Source organism: Paenibacillus sp. XY044 (assembly GCF_002257645.1).
Classification (GTDB): domain Bacteria; phylum Bacillota; class Bacilli; order Paenibacillales; family Paenibacillaceae; genus Paenibacillus_AQ.
On sequence record NZ_NQMO01000005.1, the window covers coordinates 80899 to 102195 of the forward strand.

Genomic DNA, 21297 nt, shown 5'->3' on the forward strand with positions numbered 1-21297 from the left:
ATGTTAAGCATGAGCTCACAGACTCTATTATCTAGGTCCAGTATGAACTCCCTATTAAATAGACTGAAATTATCCAAAAAAGTTACGGAAAATTAATCTTTTTAGCAAAATCCACCTGAAAATCCCACAAAAAAGCCCTACCGAAGTAGGGCTGACGTACCGAAATGGAAACTCTATGATTTTGTGAGAGATTTAACCTGCTCAAGGCTCTGGTTACATGTACCCGATTTTCTCCAGCAGACGCTGCAGCATGACGGCCGCCTGAGCACGGGTTGCATTTCCCCGGGGCTGGAACGTGTTCACTGTGACACCCTGGATAATGCCTTCTTTCAGCACGCGGGCCGCGGAATCCGGATACTGGATTTGCTTGCTGTCCTTAAAAACTTTCAGGTACGTGGACGCCGGATAGCTCAGCGTCGAGTTGTATCCCGCATAGTTCATGGCACGGACCATCATGATTCCCATCTGCTCGCGCGTGATCGAGCTGTTTGGTTTGAACGATCCATCCGTATTACCGGTGACGATACCGGCCTTGGCCGCCGCCCCGATATACGCGCTGGAGCCGATGTTGACCACGTCATAGAAGCGGTCCGCGCTCTGCGCATCCCCTTCCAGTCCGAGGGCCCGGGCCACATGCTCGGCGAACTCGGCGCGCGTAATGCTCTGATCCGGGGCAAACAGCGTATTTGTACGGCCCTCGATGACCTGCTTGGCAGACAGCGTGCTGATCGCGTCTTTCGCCCAGTGGTTGCCGAGATCGCTGTAATACTTGTAGAACGTCGCTCCGAAAACGGTGAAGTTCCCCTTCACCTTGGCATGGAATACCCGGCGGCTGCCTGCCGTGTCAATCACACCGGGAACGTAGGTCAGCTTGTTCGCTCCGCTGTCGAAGCGGACCAGGCTGGACCGGCTGTCCTGCAGCGCGCTGCTCGTCCGGACGAGATATTCCCCGCTAAGCTTCAGCTCTAGCGGATTGTTCGGCGAGCTGTTATTCACGGCGGATACATAGAAGTCTACGGGCTCGGTCATCTTTTGACTGGAGCTGGTGTTCAGCTTCTTGCTCAAATCCGCGGCGGCCTCTGTCGACAGCTTCTCTACCGTGATGTTAAGCGTGATAGAAGAGCTGCTAGTATTCAGGCTGCTGGCAATGTCCGGCAGATTCATTTTGCTAAAAGGTACCATATATATGGCGTCCCCGGCTTTCACCGCCAGCACCGCGCTGCGGTCGATGTTATAGACTTGCTGCAGCGCGTCCAAGGGGAACGTAACCGAGGCTGAGCTCAACCCGACTGCCGCATCCACAACGAGCGTGTGCAGCTTTTCACTAGAACCAAGCATATATTGGTAAGCCTGCTTCAGCTTCTCGCCATCGACCCGGTACTGCTTAATATATTGATTGTTGCGGGTCTTGACATCCGACACGGCCGTCGCCTGATTACCGAGCGCAAACATGGCCTGTCCAAATTCTCCTGTCTCCATGAGCGTAAGGTAAGACGGACGATTTGGATCGGTCGATCCGCTGCCTGTCGTCGTGCCCGTGTTGCTGACCGGGATTTTGTTAAAATACTTCAGATAGGTGCCTGCGCTGTCCCTGAGCGGCGTTGCCCCTGGAATATAGGACAGCTCCACCTTTTGGCCGCTGCTGACCGGATTGCTGAGCTTGATCGTCAGCGTGCTGCCATTCACCGAAGCGCTGGTTAGAGAGCCTGTCGTACCATCCACCAATACTTGGAATTGGTTTACCGTCACAGAGGACTGGGACACCAGCGTTTTATTGAACACGACCTGGATTGTATCTCCTTGCACCACTGCCGATTGGATGTCCCCCATATCGAGCAGCGTTGTAACGGTGACCGGCTCCAAATTCAGGTAACCGGCCGAGTTCCCGTTCAGGTCTGTCAGGCGCGCGTTACCGGGTACGTACGAGATCGTCACCTTGTTATCTTTGCTGAGTGCAGTGGTCAGGGTCAAGGTCACCTGATTGCCCTTGATTTCCACCGCGGACACGTAGTTCGGCACATTGTTGACCAGTGCGGAAAACTGGCTTTTCATCGGCACATTGGTCGTGCTGAGCAGCTCGTTATACGTCAGGACCAGCTTCGTGCCGCCGCCTTCCGCCTTGTCGAAGACCGGAGGCTTCGTGTCCCAATAGTTGCGGACGATATAGTCCGTGAATTCGGCCATATTTTGCCCGCGGGAATCCTGAATCGGGTAAGCTCCCGATTTGTAGCTGACCCTTACGACCTGCCCGTCGCCGACGGACGTGTTCAGGGACAGCGTCAAGGACTGGCCGCTCTGACTCACGCTTTTGACGCCCATGCTCGTTCCGTCCGCCGTTACGGTGAACTGTTCGTAGGCATTGGCAGATGGACTTTTCAGCGACTGGCTAAAATACAGCACCACCGTGCTTCCCGAAATCGTGCCGCTGGTCGGCTTCGGCAGCGCGGAGTCCACGCCATTCACGACCTCACGGGCCCCAAAAGCCGCCGCCGCATTCCCCGCCATATCGCGGATCGGGCTGGAACCGCCGCTGTAGCTGATTTTCACGTTTTGTCCTACGGCGACGCCGGTCTCCAGAATGACATATACGCTTTCCCCGGAGGTATACACATAACTGATCCGCCGTGCTTCATCATTCACCGTCACGTTAAAATTGGCCGTCGATGGCCAGGAGTCCGAATACAAAGCTTCATTATATACGAGCCGGATGGTCGTGTTGCTGTACATCTCACTGCTCTGCAGCACTGGAGCTTGCTTGTCCGACGTGTTCGTCTGGAACGTCCAGCCCGTACTGCTTGTAATCCCGGCATAGTTCATACTAGGGTTCAGTTTGTCGTAAAAAGCCCCCGGCTCTACGGTCACGTAATAGGACGCGTCCTTGTCGAGCGTGTAACCGGACTGCAGCTGGATTTTGACCTGGGTCCCGCTTGCCGTGGCTGTTACCGGAACACTGGCACCATTGGAGGATTTGCGGAGCAGTACATTCCCTGAACCGCGAACCACTTCCCGGTTAAAATTCATAACCAGCGTCGCATCCACCGCCACGCTGGTGCTTCCATTGGTTGGAGACAAGCTGGTCACGGATAGCGGAGTCGTACTGCCTGGCGCCGCAGCCGTCGTGAAGGTCCAGCCTGTGGTTGAAGTAATCCCCACCACGTTGCTGCCTCCCCGGTCCTGAAAAGCCCCTGTAGGCACGATCACATAATATGACGTCCCGAACGCCAAAACGCTTCCCGGATCGATCGTCACGACCGTCGACCCGCCGCCTGTCACCTGGGTGGATTGGACGTTAATCGAAGTCGCCTTGGTGCCGTTCGATTTATACAAATCAATCGTACCCTGCCCCGGATATACCGGGTTGTTGAAGGTCAGTTGAAGCTTACTGTTCGTGGCAATCCCGGTCGCGGCGCTTTGCGGCGATTTCGCCGTAATCGCGGTATCTCCCTGGGTCGTAAAATACCACTGCCCGCCCGTCGTCAACCCGCCGAACGCTTGCCCATCCAGCGAGGTGATGGCGCCAGCAGGGATATACACATAATACGTGGTGTTTTTGTCCAAAGAACGGGATAACGTGAAGCTTACCTTCTTCCCATCCACTTGTACCCGCGAATTCGTCTGCCCTTGCGTCAGCGTAATGGTATCCACCACTTGGTTGTCAGATGCCCGTTTGATCTGCACGCTGCCGCTTCCCGTTTGGATTTCTTCATTAAAAGACAGCTGCAGTGCGTTGAAAGTACTGGCTCCGATTGAACCCACTTGTGGCGTGTAGTCCACGACAGCCAGCTTGCTTAGCGTGGTGAACGTAGACGTCGATTCGTCCAACGGCTGATCCGTAGCGTCCAAGAGGACTCCTGCCTCGACTTTCACCTGGTATGTCGTCTGATAGGACAGCCATTTACCTGAAGGCAGCTGGAAGGTGAATTTATTTGGCTCTGGATTTGATGAATTCATCGTCTTCAAATCGATCAGGCTGAGCTTGATTTGGTTGGCTTCCTCCGGATGGGCCGAATCGATGATCCGGACGACCGGGTCTTTCGTTGAATCGTCGGATGAATCTGCAATATGTACGGGTTGATCAAAGGTCAGCTGAAAATCCGGTCGTCTCCCGATCTCCACAGCTTTATTCGCTGGCAGCGTGGAGACAACTTGTGTGCTCGCTTGACCCTGCACCGCCGAGGCTGCTGCCGAAACCGTACCTCCTCCCACTCCCCCTGTAATTCCTATGTCCAATGCCATGGCGAGTGCTAGAATGCATGCCGATATTTTTTTCATAGAATGGCTTAAACCTACCTTTCCTCGTATTCCGCCCCTGCAAAAAATACATTCGTCGCTCTTTTCACAGGCACACGCTTATACTTCTATGTCGGTTAATTTTGGTAGGAAGTTTAGTCCATAGCTAGAAGCTCCGAGTGATCGGCATGCAAAAAACCTCAGCCCGGCTGTTAGGCCAAACTGAGGTTTTAAAATTTCTTCTATTATAGTAACTATTACGATTACAGACCGGCTTGAGCACGAAGCTCTTCCGCTTTGTCCACGCGCTCCCAAGGCAGATCCACATCGGTACGGCCAAAATGACCGTATGCCGCGGTTTGCTTGTAGATCGGACGGCGCAGATCCAGCATGCGGATGATGCCGGTTGGGCGCAGATCAAAGTTAGCGCGAATCAGCTCAACGAGCTTCTCGTCGCTTACTTTACCCGTTCCATACGTATCGACGTTGATCGATACCGGAGTCGCTACACCAATGGCGTAAGCCAATTGGATTTCGCATTTGTCAGCAAGTCCTGCAGCGACCAGGTTCTTCGCCACGTAACGCGCTGCGTATGCTGCGGAACGGTCCACTTTCGTCGGATCCTTACCGGAGAAGGCACCGCCGCCATGACGGGCATATCCACCGTATGTATCGACGATAATTTTACGTCCTGTTAAACCAGCGTCGCCTTGAGGTCCGCCAATGACAAAACGCCCCGTAGGATTGATATAATACTTGGTCTCGGCGTCAAGCAGTTCAGCAGGAACAACCGGCAGTATGACCTGCTCTTTCACGTCCTTCTGGATTTGCTCCAACGTCGCATCTTCCGAGTGCTGTGTCGAAACAACGATCGTATCTACACGAACAGGCTTGTCATCCACATACTCGATCGTCACTTGCGTTTTACCGTCCGGACGCAGGTAGTCCAGAGTTCCGTTCTTGCGCACCTCAGACAGGCGGCGGGCAATCCGGTGGGACAGCGCGATCGGAAGCGGCATCAGTTCAGGTGTTTCGTTAGTCGCAAAACCAAACATCAGACCTTGGTCGCCAGCACCGATGTTTTCGGTTTCCTTGTCCACTTGGGCAGGGTCGCGGCTCTCCAGAGCGGCGTTAACGCCTTGGGCGATATCAGCCGACTGCTCGTTCAGCGATGTCAACACGGCCATCGTGTTGGAGTCAAAGCCATACTTCGCACGGGTGTACCCGATTTCTTTTACCGTATTTCGAACAATAGCTGGAATATCAACATATTCGGATTTCGTGCTGATTTCACCGATGACGAGCACCAGACCGGTCGCAACCGAGACTTCGCACGCCACGCGGGCATTCGGGTCATTTTCCAGAAAAGCGTCAAGCACCGCATCGGAGATCTGGTCGCAAATCTTGTCCGGATGTCCTTCCGTAACGGACTCGGATGTGAACAGATGACGTCCTTTTACAGACATTGTATCAACCTCCTATAAGGGTATTATAACAACGGCAGATAGGTTCTAAACAAAAAATGAACCTTTTCCGCAAAGGAAAAGGTTGTTGTACAATCCTCGTATGTCATATTAACGTATTTGTCAAACCATGTCAATGAATGCAGGTTGAACATGGGCTTTGGAAAAAGCATGAGTGCTCCTCTGTCCCGCCTTGAAAAAAGCTTGTTACAGCAGGTTTTGCTGCGCTTGACGAACGAGCCGTTTCGTCATTTCGCCGCCCACCGAACCGTTCTCCCGGGATGTCAGATGTGCACCGTTCACACGGCCAAATCCAGGGCCCCCAGCTTCACCCAGGTCGGATGCAAACTCGGTGTCCGCACCGCTAAATCCTGCAGCTTCATACGCCGCACCCAGTCCAAACTCGGCAGCGATTTCGAACTTCATTTGATTCAGCATATTACGGCTTTCCGGTACCACTTTACGATTGTTTCTTGCCATGATGGATACACCTCCTGCAAATATGGTCTTGCAAGAGTAGTATTTGTCATCCGGCCGTCTCTAGACGTATAAATCATTGTTACTTCTGGTAAAAATAAGCTTATGTAGCTCGATTTTATTGGATCGAATAACCGCCACGAACCATAACGGTCAAGCTGGACTTGACGCCATCTTGCACCATAATACCGCGTCCTGCTCTTGGAAAGGACATGAGATGGTTGTTTCCTACGGCTTGTCCATTGGTAACGTCTTTACCATCCGTAAGATCGGCGACGCCGTTGGAGTCTGCACTGTAGATTACAGCGTGTCCATTACGGACGATAAACTCAGCACCTGCTGCTGCGATTAGCTTCTCACCTGGTTTTACGGTGACAATCGTAACTTGGTCACTTGATGAAGAATTATTATTCCCGGAATTGTTGTTTCCATTATCCGTTGGTGCCGTTGGATTGGTTGGCGTCGTAGGCGTTGTTGTTCCTCCGCCCAACGCTTTTTGAATTTGTTGATCAACGTAGCTCTTCGTTACGACCGGATCATCGACTGTGCCGGCTTGGCCCGTCACACCAGCGCCTTGTGCGGTGATGTCAAAGATGGAGCCAAGGGCTACGCCTGCGCCGAGAACGACCACGGTTAGGGTTATTTTCTTGATGGATTTCATGAGGGACCTCCTGATTTTATTTCTATTAAATGATAGAGGAACTTATTAAGGTATTCAATAGACTAATATAAAAAAAAGAAAAGACTAGAGATGTGATCCCTAGTCTTTTCTGATAATCGCAAAATTACTTAGCTGCTACTGTAACTTCATCAGTACCAGTTGGCACAGTCACAACAAATGCTTTTGTTGTAGATTGATCGCCTTTTTTGATTGTGGCAGTCAATGTAGCTGTATCAGAACCATTATCTGGTCTAACTACAGTGTATGTTGTTCCGTTTACAGTACCCTTATCAGCCGCCCAAGAAATAGTCGTTCCATTTTCACCTTTTTCAGGCAGAGTGATAGCATCACCGTTGGCTTTAAGATCTGCTGCTGTCAAAGCCTTTGCTGCGGTAGTAACATCAGTCGTATCAGTAGCACCAGCAATAACAACATCGCTCACTCCGTTGTCGAAGGTAGAAATTGGGTTACCTTTTGCATCAGTAATCAGACTTGCACCGATAACACTTACACGGTAGTAAGTATCTACAGTTCTGGTTGCAGCATCGTTAAGGTTAACCTTAACTTGATTTCCGTTAATAATTTCTACTGTGAAGTCTTTATCGACTGCCAATAATTCCTTATTATCATTATTACGGATAATCTTGAATGCACCTACTGCAGCTTCATTAGATGCAGATTTAATGCTTTCAGAGAATGGAATTACGAAGGAATTTCCAGTAACAGCGAATTTCTTATCAGTATCCACAACAGGAGCTACACTGTCAGTAAATCCAGGAGTGTCCTTAGTAACATTCAGGGTACCTGTTCCAGCAACATTGCCAGCAGTTGTAGTCAAACGATCCAAGTAAACAGTTAGATCCAGATTAGAACCATCAGTATTCAGATCGGAATTAAAGTGAACTGTTACTGTAGATGTACCGTCAACATCAATACTGGAAACAGCAGGATTTCCATTAGCGTTTACGATAGCATTTCCAGCGTAAGAGTAGATACCATTGCTGAACTTAACTTTTACAGTTTTTCTGTCTACCAACTCAACCTTATCACCAAGTTTAACTTGAGTACTTTGGTCCAATGTAACGACTCCAGAATTAGTAGTAAATTCTTTGAGAACGTTACCGTTAGCATCTCTTACTGCAAGAATTTGCAATTTAGAAATGCTGGTATAACCTGGAGCAGCATCTTTATCTGTAAGAACTACGGTTTTACCGTTAATGCTGTCAGCAAATGTAATCGCTACAGCAGATGCATCTTGCAGAGGAGTAATATCTGCAATACTTTGAGTCAATGGTTGTGTTTTGTTATCGATAACAACAAGGTAGTTGGAGTAGTTAGTTAATGACTCAACATCCATTTTCTTGTTGAACTTAACGACAACACGACGTTGCTGCGTATTCACAGCAGAAGAGTCGATTTCTGGGGCGTTTTTGTCCGCCAAAGTAACTGTTCCAGTGTAGTCAAGCAACGTGTTTTGCAGTCTAGTGTCATCCTTAACGTTTTGAATTGTCAGTGTGTTGTTTCCAACAGACAAATCAGTATAGAGACTTACGCGAACCACTTTGTTGTCGTTAAGATCGCGAGTTGCAGATTTTACAGAGATAGCTTTACCATCTTTGTCTTTAACTGTGTAGTTCGCTACTTTTTCTGCAGTTTCTTTGTTAACTGCCTTAGAGAAAGTTACTTTAATAGTACGTGCGTCATCAGCAGTAACATTGCCTACTTCAGGACGGGTTTGGTCGATTACCGGATTTACAACAACAGATGTATCTTTAGCGATTTCGTTACCAGAGTAGTCTTTAACTCCTTCAACGAATACCGAAACTGCTCCAGTTGGGAGAGCGCGATCAGCACCAAAGTCAAATCTGAATTTGTTGTCGGCCAGTTGTTTCACGCTAACAGCCGTGATTTTACTGGAACCGGATTTCCAGTAAACTTTGCTTGCAGATACTGTGTCAACATCTACATCTTCAGAGAACGTTACTGTTACGCTTTCCAAAGTAGCAGTTGCTTCAGAAATAGTTGGTGCAGTAGTATCTTCAGCTACAGTGAAATCGTGGGAAGATGCCAGGGAAACAAATCCAGCATAATCCTTAACTCCGCTTACTGTAACTTTGTGATCGCCAACTGCAAGTGCAGTAGTACTGAATGGTGTCAGAACAACTGTTCTGTCGTTGTTGCTTACAGTCACTTTACCAAAGAACTCTTTGCCGTCAAGGCTGAAGTTGCTTTGAGTAACATTGCTTACAGGCTCACTGAATACAACTTTCAGCGATTTTGTTCCCAAAGATTTAACTGAGGAAACTTCAGGAAGCGAGTTGTCAACAACAGAGAACTCAACATTGCTTGCGCTGATTGTTTTGTCGCCAGCTTTTACGTTGGAAACGGAAACAGCTTCAGTTTTGTTGTTAGTCAATACGCTACCATCTTTAAGCAAGAGGGTTGCAGTAGTCTTGTCATCAGACAAAGAAACCGAGTCAACCTGTTTACCGGATCTCAAAGTGTAGTTTGCTGCATTTTCAGCAGTGTCTTTATCAACTTCACCGTCGAATTTAACCACTACTTCTTTGAGGTTCGTAGCGCTAGCGCCTTGAACTTTAGTTGCAGTCGTTACAGCCCAAGTCACTTTTGCAGTGTACTCATTGCCAGCTGCGTCTTTGAATTTCACTTCAGTTTCTTTGTTGGCTTCAAGCGGCTTGTCAAGTTTAACCTTTACTACTTCACCAGTAGAAAGCGTGAACTCAACATTGCTTGGGTCAACTACTTTGTAAGTGAAAGTGATGTTAGCCGCTTGGTCGATTGCATATGCAGCTTCAACCAGTTGGGAACGGCTAGCGTTTGCTTTGAAGTTAGCATCTTTAGAGATGAGGCCTTTGTCGATGGCTGCTTGAACATATCCTTTAGCCCAGTCAGCTGCGTTGTTGTCTGGGTTTGCAGGGATTTCAAGTTTCAGCGCACGAGTCAGAACAGTCGCCATTTCTTGAATGGTTACTTTTCCGTTGTAGTTGAAGATTTTCTTCACGCTGTCTTGACCTTGCATGATACCAGCAGCAGTTACTGCTTCAATGTAAGGTACTGCCCAGTTCTTGGCGTCATAACCTTTGTCTTTGTAAGAAAGAGTTCCAGTTACTTCTTTCAGTCCAAGAAGCTTCGTGATGACTTTCGCGAACTCAGCGCGAGTCATTTCTTTTTCAAGATGAGCAGATCCGTCTGGGTAGCCGTTGAAGATCCCTTTAGCTGCCAGAGCGTCGAATTTTTGTTGCGGAGTTACTGCGGTATCACCGAATGCTACAGATGCAAACATGGAGAATGCCATTGCTGTAGACAGAGCGACTGTCAAAATTTTCTTCATAACCTTTTTTTCTCCTCCTTGAACATTCATCACATTAGAGTTTTCTTTAAATGGGTAGCTCGTGTTACTCATTAGCCAGTGCACCCCCTTTCCCGAGTTGAGCATGGTTCTTATAAATGATGTCTGTGACGATATCACAGAAACTGGTAAACTTATCAATGAAAAGCGGCAAAAAAAAGAGTAGATTCCTAATCCTACCTAAGTATTATACAATGGGCCCCACACAGCGTAAAGATAATTTTTCTAAAAAATAGACATCTTTCTTGCTTAGGGCAATGCTGGTTAAATACCCATCGTAATTGACTCTACATCTTAGACGCGCGTGTTTCTAAAAAGTTGCACCTTTTTTAAAAAAATTTCAAAATTGTTACCGAACCATAATAAAAGACGTCAGAAGGCCTGTTTGTCCAAGAAATATCTGGAAGACATTAACCTTTCCTCAATTGCTTGAAACAAGCAAAACAAAAAAACAAGGCGCCGATTGGCACCTTGTTGGATATTGTAAATGAGTCAAAGGTTACAAAAAATTAACGAATTTTCATGGCAAGCTGAATGATTTGTGCGCGCATTTCCGGGCTTGTATTGAGGTTGTCGTACATTTGCTCAATCGGCTGCTTGTTTTCGCGGTAGGTTTTTTCATGCTTAATTGTCGAATGAGACCATTCAATGAGTTCGTTTTCGGAAATGACCAACTCGTTATATGCATCATGGAATCCGGTCTCCATTACAAGACCCTCCATTACTTCTTGCGTAACTTCTCTCGTTTTCCGAGTGGTTTCGATTTTCTTCTCCAAAATGTTAGCTTTATTCTCAAATTTAGTCTTCGCCTTCAAATAATCCAGCTGCGCCTTCGAATAGATCGGTTTCATAAGATTGCCTTCACCCTCTAAGATAAAATATCGTTCTACGCCATTGTATCCTAATTTCCGACAAATTACAAAGCGTTGCAATTGGAAAAAGATAGCCTCTTCCCATAAATTAAGGGGAAGAGGCTGTTCCGTACTAGCTTAGATTTTTAGGGAAGATGCTGGTGCTCTTCTTGAGCAGCTCAACGGCAATCTTACCAGCTTCCGCACGCGTCATGCTGCTTTGCGGGTTGAAATTATAAGAAGGTTTCTTCTGACCGGTAATCGTAATCGGCTGGCCGGCCATGATTTTAGCGCTCACGACAGCTGAAATACCAGGACGCGCGTATATATCAATTTTCCCCGAATCCTGGAACTGCTTATCTAACGAGGCTTTAAGCTTAGCGTCATTCGCTGGCATCTTCAGTTTCAGTGCACGTGCGACCATGACCGCTGCCTGTTCACGGGTAATCGGTTCTTCTACACCAAAGTATCCCTCACCAATGCCCGTGACAATGCCTGCTCTGGACGCCGTCTCAATGTATTTGAAATCCCATGTATCGGTCTTGGCTCCAGGTACAATATCGAAATAGGTCTGCACATTATTATCGTAATTCAGCGGGATGTCGAGCCCTTTGACCAGCAAAGTGGCAAATTCACCACGAGTCGTCAGATCATCCGCACCGAAGGCGTCAGCTTGAACGTTGGACATAATACCTTTGGCATAAAGGGCATTTAGAATGTCTCTTGCCCAAGGATGCTTCGTAATATCACTAAACCCGCGGCTTTGCTTCATAACGACATAATAGCCCGAATCATCGAAAGGTACTGTAATGGTGTGAGCTTTAGTGTTCACGGCCCCGCCAATGTTTTCCCATTCTGCTTTATCCGTGAATCGGAATACGGTCACGGTTGTACCTGCTGCATCCACTACGTCAGGGTTAAACGCAATGGTCAACGTCCCCCGCTGGGAAGGTACGATTTTTCTTTCCGGCTCGAGGATCGACAGATCTCTGAAGTTACCCTCAATAGAGTATGGCGCCAAACCATTTGTTGATGGCTTATAACCAGGCGTATCCGGAGATCCTGATTCCCCTAATCCGGCATTAATCCAATATACGTTAGATACTCGAGTGAAGTTATAGGTTCTGGCCGTAGAATTGAAGAACTCCAGCAGGTCTACCGGCAGCTTGATCGTCTCCTGCCCATTCGGCGTTCTTTGGTCCTTGTTTAAGCCGATCACGTCTCCGTAATCGTTCTTTCTTTCCAACACTCCGTCTTTCGGGTCGGCAATGCCGAACAGATACTTGTTGTCAGGATAGAACTTAGCCACTTCCCCTACGCCGACATTCGCCGATTTCAGTACGGTTCCTTTCGGGAAAGAAAGCTCCAAGGCTTTATTGAATGCACTATACTTAGTAGCCGGTTTCTCCGTCATGTATTGAGAGTCCACGGTAACAGCACTGGTATAATAAACATCCACCGTTTGGGTGAGTGTCTGCGTGCCTCTTACAATTGAAATTTTGATCTTCGTGGATTTGTCCGGTTTCAGTCCTACATAATCATAGAAGAAACGGTCGTTCATATCCGATCTCTTCGTGGCTACACCTTTATCGACCAGAACTTGAGTGGCTCCTTCTGCCTCGATATCGAAACGCACAAAGTTCTTATTGACCACGATCTGGTCTCCAACCGTTGCTTTCGGTGACAAAATACGGAACGGTGCTACGACGCGTGTGATTTCAAGGCGTTGGCTAGTACGCGCCCCTGTACTGTTAATCAGCTCCAGATTATAGACATGACTTCCCGGTGCATCAAACGGAATGTTCCGAATTCTCAGTAAGAACTTCCCATCAACTATGGCCAGATCATAGTCATAATCTTTGCCATTATATTGGAACTTGTCTGTTTTGATCTCTGTTGTTCCCGTTGTCACTTTTGAAAGGTCAATTTTTTGATCTTGAGACGAGAAGAATTTTTGCGATCCAAGGTTCAGATTGATAATTTTCGCACCGCCACCTTGAATCACCAAGTCGTACTTCAACTGGCTCGTCTCATAAATGTTGTCCTTATATTCGAACAGCGGAGAACGTTCCAGAATCTTATCCAGCTTCGGATTGCTTGTCGTCTGCGCCAAGTTCAATTGGCTAAACGATTCACGGTTTGCATCATCGGCAATGGAAGGCTGGAATGTCGTAATATTCGAAACATTCGTATCTACGATATAAATTCGCAGTTCTTTACGGACGACCCGTGTATTGCCCTTACCGTCCATCGAAGAACCTGTCAGAACGATCCGGTTCTCTCCATAATAAAGAGGACCTGACACATCAACCTTAAGATTTAAATCAAAGGTTTTGGTTGTATTGTCAACTTTAAAAGGCGAACTAAGCTTCAAATCGGTTCCCGTCAGGCCGTTGACGAACAGTTCGGCATTCGAGATGTTTTCAAAATCACGGTATTCACCTTTCAGACGAATCGTTGCTTCTCCCTTACTGGAGTCAATTTCAAATGTCTGACCGTCGTAGAGATTTTCTACATAAATATAGTTCTTCGTAGCATATGTGATATTGACCGTATAATAAGCGCTGGAGTCATTGAAATGGAATCTCACCTGCTGCTTACCGTTGGAAAACCCGGTTACTTTGTATACAGCTTCACTCTTAGCCAAATCAGATGGTTGCGAGCCAGCCTTGGTTACATTTACGCTGCCCGTAGGAAGATACTCGGCCTTCAACACCGGCTCAGGAGTGATACCATCTAAATTCTGGTCTGCTTGGACGAGCACGTAGAAGGAATCGGACTCAAGTTCCGTCCCATCCAGTGGCAGTACACTCGTGTCAGCTAACTTGTTGCCTTCCTGATAGCCCTTCAGGTACTTCATAGTCAAAATGCCGACTTCACCAGGCAAATATTTGAAAATCAAGTCAGTAGCGGCATCAATCTTGTTATCGTAGGAAACGCCGAGCTTAATTTTCTGTGCTTGGACACCAGCAGCAAAAGCGAGAGAATTGACTTTAAAGGTGACAAGTCGATATGCCGGGGTTACCCCATCCGGTGCTGGAACTGCAATTTCATCCAATACGGAGTAGTCCGTATTTGGAGTTAAAATATTGTTATCGATCAACACCGTACCGGCATCTTTAAAGGATTTACCCGTGTCATCAAGAAGAACCCTTGCGGTTAGAGTACCCGTAGGAGACCCATTTTGGCCGTTATCAGTAACGGTTGGCGTGTTATTCAACAGGTTGTAGTCCTTACCGTTATAGTTCATGTCCAAAGTAACAAACGGACTCTTCTTATCGTAGTAATAAACCTCACGTGTAACGGAGACTGAGTCCGAGCCATTCTTGATCGCAATCGTCAGCGTGTTAAGACCCGTTTTCAGTTTCAACGCAGGAGAAAAGAATTTACCCGTTTGCGTTAACGTTGATACCAGCGGAGTATCACTATTTACGGCTACGGTAACATCCGTTGCATTTTTGACATCCCCTTGAAGGGTTACGGACTGTTTGTCCGATACAACTTGAGTTCCTTCATTGAGGTAAATTTCCCCCAGGCTGGATCCTAACAACTTCAGGTTTTGAACGTAAGGAACTTGGTCAAACAATACGTAGAACACGTCTGAGCGCGTAATCCCGTTTTGCGACCCCGACAAGGTAATCTTGTTGAATCCCGGGAACAGCGACAAGTTCGTCGCTTTAAACTTTTGGGCTGAAGACGTCGTGTCTTTCGTAATATTCCCGTCTTTAAAATGGGACGAATCCGTCACCCATTCAATTCCGCCGCCCTGCAGAGTTTTAGAGCTTAACTGCTCCACTTTTGCTTTGAGCGAATCCTCGGTAACATATGCGTATGTACCGGTTATGGTAAGGGTGGGACTGCTGGACACATACACATTTCCCCTGCTAATTTGGTCTTCGGAGACTTCGGTCGTTAATAACGATGTTTTCCGCAGATCCAAGTCATCCGGTATAAAATAGGTGGCCGGCTGCGAGGCCGCTGCATGCACAGGCTGAGCTAACCCTACAGGAAACAATGAAACGATCAATGCCATGAGCATGATCCAAACATACGTCTTTTTAATGCGGTGCATAAATGTTTGATCTCTCCTTTTCGCCTAACTTTTGTGAGATTTCCGGTAATCATGACTGGAAATTCCAATTGATCTTCTAACTCTTTGTATCGGATACTTTCTACCTAATTTTTAGGGAAATCTAGAAAAAAAGTCCCCCCTTTGTTAGGCATCGTTCTAGTAGTGGAAAAAGAGAAAACAAAAAAAGGATTCCAAGCCTGAAAACACCTCGGTGTTTTTCAGGCTTGGAATCCTTAAAATTACTCAAGTATAAGTAGTTTCTACATTAATCCTGCTTTTTTCAAGCTTTCTTTGCTCAGAACAAGCGATCCGTTAATTTTGGTGAAATAAATGACCGTCCCGTTTGTAGTCGTGGACGAGCCTCTTTCTTCTTTTTCTTTGAGATCCTGTGTGTTAAATGAAGCGATGACTTCGTCTTTTCCTCGGATCAGGTTGTAAACATAAGGTTTATTCATATCCACTTCAATTTTGAAATTTGCTCCGCCGGCATAATCTCCAAGTGTAACCCAGCCTTCGGTTCCGTCTTTTGGAATAAACTTGATCGTTTTGCTGGCCGCATCATACGTTGTGTTATAACCAAAAATAGAGCCAGCATCGCGCAGTTGAACATAAGTGTTCCCATTATAGGACAATTGGTTGGATGCCACTTGTTTCGGAATTCCATTCGCGATGATTTTATACTTCACAAGCGTAGCTTTCACTGTGCTCGAAGTAGCAGCCATTGCTACCGTAGAGGACCCGATGAGCATTCCAACCGTAAGACCAATAATCAATTTTTTCATATGTATCCTTCTCCCCTTGTTAAAGTACTTACACTGATGTTTATTACCCACCTAGTTAGCATTTGACTAAACAAACTTTATTTATTTTTTAAATTATTGTCGATAGGCTGTTCATCCTGATTTTGGATAGTCAGAAAGACTTATTACTGCCCCATAAGTAACAAAAAAACGCCGCACCCCCAGGTGCGACGTCCTACTTACAATATATATAATTGCATAACGCTTATTATCTTACCCTAATTATGACGGTTATCACTAACCTTCATCCGCAGCCTTGCGATCAGATTCAGGATCGGCCGCTTCGTCTTGCCGACGAGGCCGATGATCTCTGCGCCGATTTGCAGGAAGAACATCATGATGCAGATCACGACGAACGTGACCCAGTTCGCTTCATACATTGCCGCCGAGGACTGGATGACAGCCAGGACGCCGAAGAATGCGGCGATGCCGTACACGATCAGCACCGACTGGCGGTGGCTGAAGCCGATTTCGCGAAGGCAGTGATGCAGGTGGCCCTTGTCCGGGGCGAAAATCGGTTTCTTCTGTACCCAGCGGCGGATGATCGCAAAGAACGTATCGGACAGCGGCACGCCGATGATGATCAGCGGGGTGATAAACGAGATGATCGCAATCTGCTTGAATCCAAGCAGGGAGAGCATCGCCAGACAGAAGCCCAGGAACAGCGATCCCGTATCCCCCATGAAAATCTTGGCGGGGTGGAAGTTAAAGTACAAGAAACCAACGATGGCGCCAAGAAGCAAGAGACACAGCATGGCGACCATCATGTTGCCCATCAGCAGGGACATCACGAGGATGGTGCCGATCGCGATGCCGGATACGCCGGCTGCCAAGCCGTCGAGACCGTCGATGAGGTTAATGGCGTTCGTCACGCCGATAATCCAGATGATGGTCAGCGGAATGGAAATCCAGTTTTCCAGCGATGAATAGTTATCAGCAAAAGGAATATTGACAAAGTCCACTTTGATATCGAATCCAAACACAACCACGCAAGCAGCAATGATCTGCCCGAGCAGCTTCACCTTGGCCGACAGTTCGAAGCGGTCGTCGAGTGCGCCGATAAGCACGATCAGCGTTCCGCCCAGCAGGAATGCCTTAATAAAGTTGGAATCCCGCATTGTGAAATGATCAGCGACAAACGGAAGGACTGCGAACATGGCTAATATAAAAGCAAGATATATGGCTAAACCGCCAAGCCTAGGCATAATTCGCGTATGCACTTTTCGGGCATTCGGTACGTCCACGGCTCCGATCTTCACCGCCAGTTTCTTGACGAGCGGCGTCAGGACCAGTGCCAGGATGAGTGACACGATACATCCGATGATGGCTAGCATTAACATGTGATTGTTCAACCCCCAATTGTTCTACCGGATTGAATTATACTCTGATCGAAAAATAAAACCAATCCCGTTTTTTCGCAAAATATCGGGTTATTCAAGACGATTTCATCTTTTTATCTGGGTTTTGTCAGGTTTTCTTTATCCCGCAGCACTTTCACTACGAATTTCGGCAGCGCAAGCATTCTTTTGGCTCGCGTCGGTTCCTTTAACAGGCGGTATAACCACTCCGCCCGCAGCTGCTGGAACAGCTTCGGAGCCCGCTTGGACTTGCCGGAAATGACGTCGAAGCTTCCGCCCACGCCCATCATGACCGGCACGCCGAGCTGCTCCTTGTAACGAGCGATCCACGGTTCCTGCGTATCCACGGCACGTGCCACGAACAGGATGTCCGGCTCCGCTTCGCGAATCGCCGCGATCACATCGGCGTCCTGCTCCTGGGAAAAGTATCCATCACGAAATCCCGAGATCTGAACTCCCGGATACTGCAAATGTAACCGCTCCGCCGTCGCCTGAATCACTTCGGACGTCGAACCGAGCAAATACACTTTCCAGTGATAGTCTTCTCCGACCTTCATCAATTCATGTAGGAGGTCAAAACCTGCAACGCGTTCCTTCACGGGCGATCCGGCCTTATCCGCCGCCCATACCACTCCCGTCCCGTCCGGGACGAGCAGATCGGCTCCCCTCATGACGTCCATGTAAGCGGGGTCCTGAAGGGCCGTCATCACCATAATGGGATTGGCGGTAATGATCTGATGCGGCCGGCGCTCATCCGACTGGATGGCTCCGGTTAAATATTGAACGGTATCGGTCATGCCCCATCGGCTCACCGGTATGCCGAAAATCGGTACCGTGGGCACTTGGCTTGGTTGGTTCACGCTATAATCACCTTATCCTTTATTGCTGCTGCAAAAAATCAATGATATGCTGCGCCGGAGCCTGCGCCTCTTCCTTCAGCACCGCGATGCGTTCGCGGTTCGCCTCCTGCCAGAGGCTGCTCTCGCTCAGCAGGCGGGACACCTCGCTCTTCAGCGCCTCAGGCGCCAGCGAAGCACTCGTCCCTACAGGCTCCAGATCCAGCCGCTTCAAAAAGTTATCGATCTTCGGGTCATAGGACACCCCGATCATCGGCACCAGCTGATTCGCGGCATAGATGAGGCTGTGCAGCCTCATACCGATGACGACGTCGCAGCGGCCGACCTCGGCCAGCATTTGCTGCGGGTGAACCACATCGCGGCACACCGACACAACGCTGCCGTTCGCGGCCACATCGCCCAGCCGGTCAATCATCTCCTGCGACGCTTTCACGTCGTCAGGCAGATGGAACGGCAGGAAGCGCAGATGCACGGCCTGCTCCTGGCACAGCTTGCTCAGCCCGTCGGCCATGGCCTGCAGCTCCCGGCGTTCCGGATCCCAATACCGGACCGAGATGCCGATCACCGGCAGCGGACGTTCGGCGTCCTGCTGCAGAAGTTCCGGCTTCTCGCCCCCGGTCGTCAGGCCCATGACGGGGTCAGGCACGACCTGAACCCGGTTCCAGCCCAGTCCCATGCGCTCCAGCAGATGCGCCGACTCTTGATCCCGAACCGATATATATTCACATTGGTTAAACACGCTTTTGATGAATGGATGAAACAGCTTCCGGTTGACGGGCCCAATCCCTTGCGAGTAGATAAAGACCGGCTTCTTCAGCCACTGGGCCAGCTTGATCACTCCGAGATAATAAGGGATCGTCTTGGAGCTGGTGGCATCCTGCAGCAGGCTGCCGCCGCCGCTGATCAGGCCGGAGCTTTCCTTAAGCGCCTGTCTGACTTCACCCAGCTTCATCCGGTGTACCGCGTCCACGCCGTAGGTGGCCTTGGTCCACTCGGGATCGATGGAGAGGACCACCGGCCGAATCGCAACGCCGGCCGCCTTACCCCGCTCCTCCAGAGCGGTTAAGATCGATTGGAGCACCGCCTCATCCCCGCTGTTCCGGAACCCGTAGTATCCGGAGATGACTACGGTCTTCTGAGACGTGGTACCCATCGTTTCCAACACCCTTCCAGTACTTGCCATACGCCAATGGCGATCAGGCCAAAGATAAATCCGAGACCCAGGCCAAGCAGGTCACGAACGAGTGAAATTTTCATCGGCGAGTGGATATGCGCGAACGTATCGACCATCGACAGCTGACCGATGACCGCAAAGATCATCAAGTAAACGACGTTGCGGTATCTAAGCGACACGAAGATGCCAAGCAAGAACAGCGCGTGCGCAACGAGCTCCTTGTTCCGAGGACGAACGTGGAACGTGTTTTCCAGAATCGTGCGTAACGTCATTTCGATCGAGCTGACGCTTCCCCCGTTGCCGGTGCGGCTCAGATAATATAAGCCTAACACACCAATGACCCCTGCTGCCACTACCCAGGTCAGCGTAATCGGGGTGCGGAATAATTTACCGATTTGCTGCAGCGGTTTGCCGCCGCGGTACAGCACGACATAAATCGCGATGAGACCGATTGGCGCCACATGCAGCAGGCTGACGCCGCGGAACTGACTCAGCACGAGGCTGTACGTAATGTTGTTCAGCAGCCCAATGACATAAGGAAGCGCACAGAGTGAAATAATCGCCGTCTTGATATAAGTCACGACCGCATGAGCCAATCGGCGTCCAGGCGCAAGCCCGGCATTGGCGGCATTCATCTCGTTCAGCTTTCTCACCGCCAGCAGCACGGCAATGGTCGGTGCGCTGATGGCCACGAGCAGCGCCAGCGCCTGTTCAAACAGGGTTGGCTTGAGAACATACAGTCCTGCGCTGCCGATTAGACCAAGCACAAACGCGATAAGGGTCAGTGCCGGGATATAGTAAGAAACCAGGAGCGCAATAAAGGCAACCCCTCCGAGCACAACGACCATTTTAAAATAACGCTGTCCGGCCGAATCATAAATATGGAATGCTCCCGCTTGTCCCATCTTGAAGCCGTTGTTTTCCATCTGTTTGATGGCATTTCCCGGCTCCTGCAAGGTTTTCACGATGTTATCCACGGAATCGGTAATCGTGGCCTTGGTCATGTTGCGGGAAGGAGCCACATTGATATACAGCATCCGGATGTTCCGGTCCTTCGTCGCCAGCGCAAACCGGTCGGCAAGCGTCTCCGGACTCAGCGCAGCAGCATCCCGGTCGCTAAGGGAGTACAGACGGGCTACGTTGTAATCCGTATCGTAGGCCAGCTTGGACAGCCCCTGCTGCGGCTGCTTCAGGTTCTCGATGGCCGCAATGCCGATCCCGTATTGGTTCAGCAGGTTGGCGAAGCCCTGAAGGCTGTTCATGTCCTCATTGTCATTGAAGCCTTTAACGGAATCGCCCTCAAACAATACGCGTTTGACGCCGTTCGCCTGATAGTAAGCCAGCAGCTTCTCCATCGCTTCCTGGTTGTAAGGAAGGCTATCGGACATCCGCGGTACGATGTTGAACCCTTTGCTGCGCAGCATTTCGAATGCAATCGGATCTGGCTGCATTGGCTTAAGCACGGCATCCTCCGGGGAAGTTTCCAGAATCAAGCCCTTCTGCCCATTGAATTCCCATGGCTTGACGGTGATGCCGATCCCCGTGAATGTGTCTTCGATCAGGGGAGACAGGCGGCCCGCATTCTCTTCGTTTGTAAACAGAATATAGGTATAGTTATCGTTGGTCGGGATGACGCTCTTCGTCATCGAGGCGACGTCCCCGGCATTATACATCATGATGCGGCGGGATTTTTTAAAATCGTCCAGCGTACTTTCGAACATCGCCATGCTCGTCACGCCCGCCGCCTTCAGCTGATCCAGCTGCTGCTGAAGGTATTCCTCCGGATGGGCTTGATACGAAGCCGTCTCCACCAGCCCGCGATAGTTATACACCAACTCTACGTTATTGGAAGATGACTCCGTCCGGTAGCGGTCATAAATCACCGGAATCGCGGCGATAATGCCCAGCACGACGAGAATCCACAGCCATTTGCGGGATGCCGTGTTCCAACGCTGCCATTTCTGATGCACCAAAAGTACCTCCT

General features: G+C 49.1%; 12 protein-coding genes. All 12 read right to left on the minus strand.

Annotated features, from left to right (window positions below; all coding sequences use genetic code 11):
• Positions 1-213: 213 nt before the first annotated feature.
• The 12 genes from CJP46_RS20280 to CJP46_RS20335 all read right to left on the minus strand — a co-directional run bounded on the left by CJP46_RS20280 (position 214) and on the right by CJP46_RS20335 (position 21283).
• A complete protein-coding gene (locus CJP46_RS20280) occupies positions 214-4272 on the minus strand; it encodes an Ig-like domain-containing protein (RefSeq protein WP_094597457.1) in 4059 nt (1352 codons plus the stop codon).
• Between the two features lie 221 nt (positions 4273-4493).
• Complete coding sequence (gene metK / locus CJP46_RS20285; RefSeq protein ID WP_094597458.1) at positions 4494-5696, minus strand: methionine adenosyltransferase; 1203 nt, start codon at positions 5694-5696, stop codon at positions 4494-4496.
• A 204-nt stretch (positions 5697-5900) separates the two neighbouring features.
• On the minus strand, positions 5901-6173 hold the full coding sequence (locus CJP46_RS20290; RefSeq protein ID WP_094597459.1) for an alpha/beta-type small acid-soluble spore protein: 273 nt from the start codon (positions 6171-6173) through the stop codon (positions 5901-5903).
• A 115-nt stretch (positions 6174-6288) separates the two neighbouring features.
• Positions 6289-6831, minus strand: coding sequence for a hypothetical protein (locus CJP46_RS20295; protein ID WP_094597460.1), 543 nt, complete (start codon positions 6829-6831; stop codon positions 6289-6291).
• Between the two features lie 124 nt (positions 6832-6955).
• Positions 6956-10255: an immunoglobulin-like domain-containing protein gene (locus tag CJP46_RS20300; protein WP_179281247.1), complete on the minus strand. Its 3300-nt coding sequence runs from the start codon at positions 10253-10255 to the stop codon at positions 6956-6958.
• Between the two features lie 455 nt (positions 10256-10710).
• Positions 10711-11052: a hypothetical protein gene (locus tag CJP46_RS20305; RefSeq protein WP_094597462.1), complete on the minus strand. Its 342-nt coding sequence runs from the start codon at positions 11050-11052 to the stop codon at positions 10711-10713.
• A 133-nt stretch (positions 11053-11185) separates the two neighbouring features.
• A complete protein-coding gene (locus CJP46_RS20310; RefSeq protein ID WP_094597463.1) occupies positions 11186-15124 on the minus strand; it encodes an S-layer homology domain-containing protein in 3939 nt (1312 codons plus the stop codon).
• 260 nt (positions 15125-15384) lie between these two features.
• Positions 15385-15906 (minus strand): stalk domain-containing protein, encoded by a 522-nt coding sequence (locus tag CJP46_RS20315; protein WP_094597464.1) that lies wholly within the window; start codon positions 15904-15906, stop codon positions 15385-15387.
• A gap of 236 nt (positions 15907-16142) precedes the next feature.
• Entirely contained in the window at positions 16143-17264 is a 1122-nt protein-coding gene (locus CJP46_RS20320; RefSeq protein ID WP_094597465.1) for a glycosyltransferase family 4 protein, read from the minus strand.
• 113 nt (positions 17265-17377) lie between these two features.
• On the minus strand, positions 17378-18142 hold the full coding sequence (locus tag CJP46_RS20325) for a WecB/TagA/CpsF family glycosyltransferase (RefSeq protein WP_256992440.1): 765 nt from the start codon (positions 18140-18142) through the stop codon (positions 17378-17380).
• A gap of 19 nt (positions 18143-18161) precedes the next feature.
• Entirely contained in the window at positions 18162-19292 is a 1131-nt protein-coding gene (csaB, locus tag CJP46_RS20330) for a polysaccharide pyruvyl transferase CsaB (RefSeq protein WP_094597466.1), read from the minus strand.
• The gene (locus CJP46_RS20335) at positions 19265-21283 is read right to left on the minus strand and encodes a DUF5693 family protein (protein WP_094597467.1); all 2019 of its coding nucleotides are present in this window, start codon (positions 21281-21283) and stop codon (positions 19265-19267) included. The genes csaB and CJP46_RS20335 overlap by 28 nt, the downstream gene beginning before the upstream one ends.
• Between the last annotated feature and the right edge of the window lie 14 nt (positions 21284-21297).

Coding starts and splice junctions, on each gene's coding strand:
- CJP46_RS20280 (WP_094597457.1), bottom strand. CDS start 4,272: ATGAAAAAAATATCGGCATGCATTCTAGCACTCGCCATGGCATTGGAC.
- metK (WP_094597458.1), bottom strand. CDS start 5,696: ATGTCTGTAAAAGGACGTCATCTGTTCACATCCGAGTCCGTTACGGAA.
- CJP46_RS20290 (WP_094597459.1), bottom strand. CDS start 6,173: ATGGCAAGAAACAATCGTAAAGTGGTACCGGAAAGCCGTAATATGCTG.
- CJP46_RS20295 (WP_094597460.1), bottom strand. CDS start 6,831: ATGAAATCCATCAAGAAAATAACCCTAACCGTGGTCGTTCTCGGCGCA.
- CJP46_RS20300 (WP_179281247.1), bottom strand. CDS start 10,255: ATGAGTAACACGAGCTACCCATTTAAAGAAAACTCTAATGTGATGAAT.
- CJP46_RS20305 (WP_094597462.1), bottom strand. CDS start 11,052: ATGAAACCGATCTATTCGAAGGCGCAGCTGGATTATTTGAAGGCGAAG.
- CJP46_RS20310 (WP_094597463.1), bottom strand. CDS start 15,124: ATGCACCGCATTAAAAAGACGTATGTTTGGATCATGCTCATGGCATTG.
- CJP46_RS20315 (WP_094597464.1), bottom strand. CDS start 15,906: ATGAAAAAATTGATTATTGGTCTTACGGTTGGAATGCTCATCGGGTCC.
- CJP46_RS20320 (WP_094597465.1), bottom strand. CDS start 17,264: ATGTTAATGCTAGCCATCATCGGATGTATCGTGTCACTCATCCTGGCA.
- csaB (WP_094597466.1), bottom strand. CDS start 19,292: ATGGGTACCACGTCTCAGAAGACCGTAGTCATCTCCGGATACTACGGG.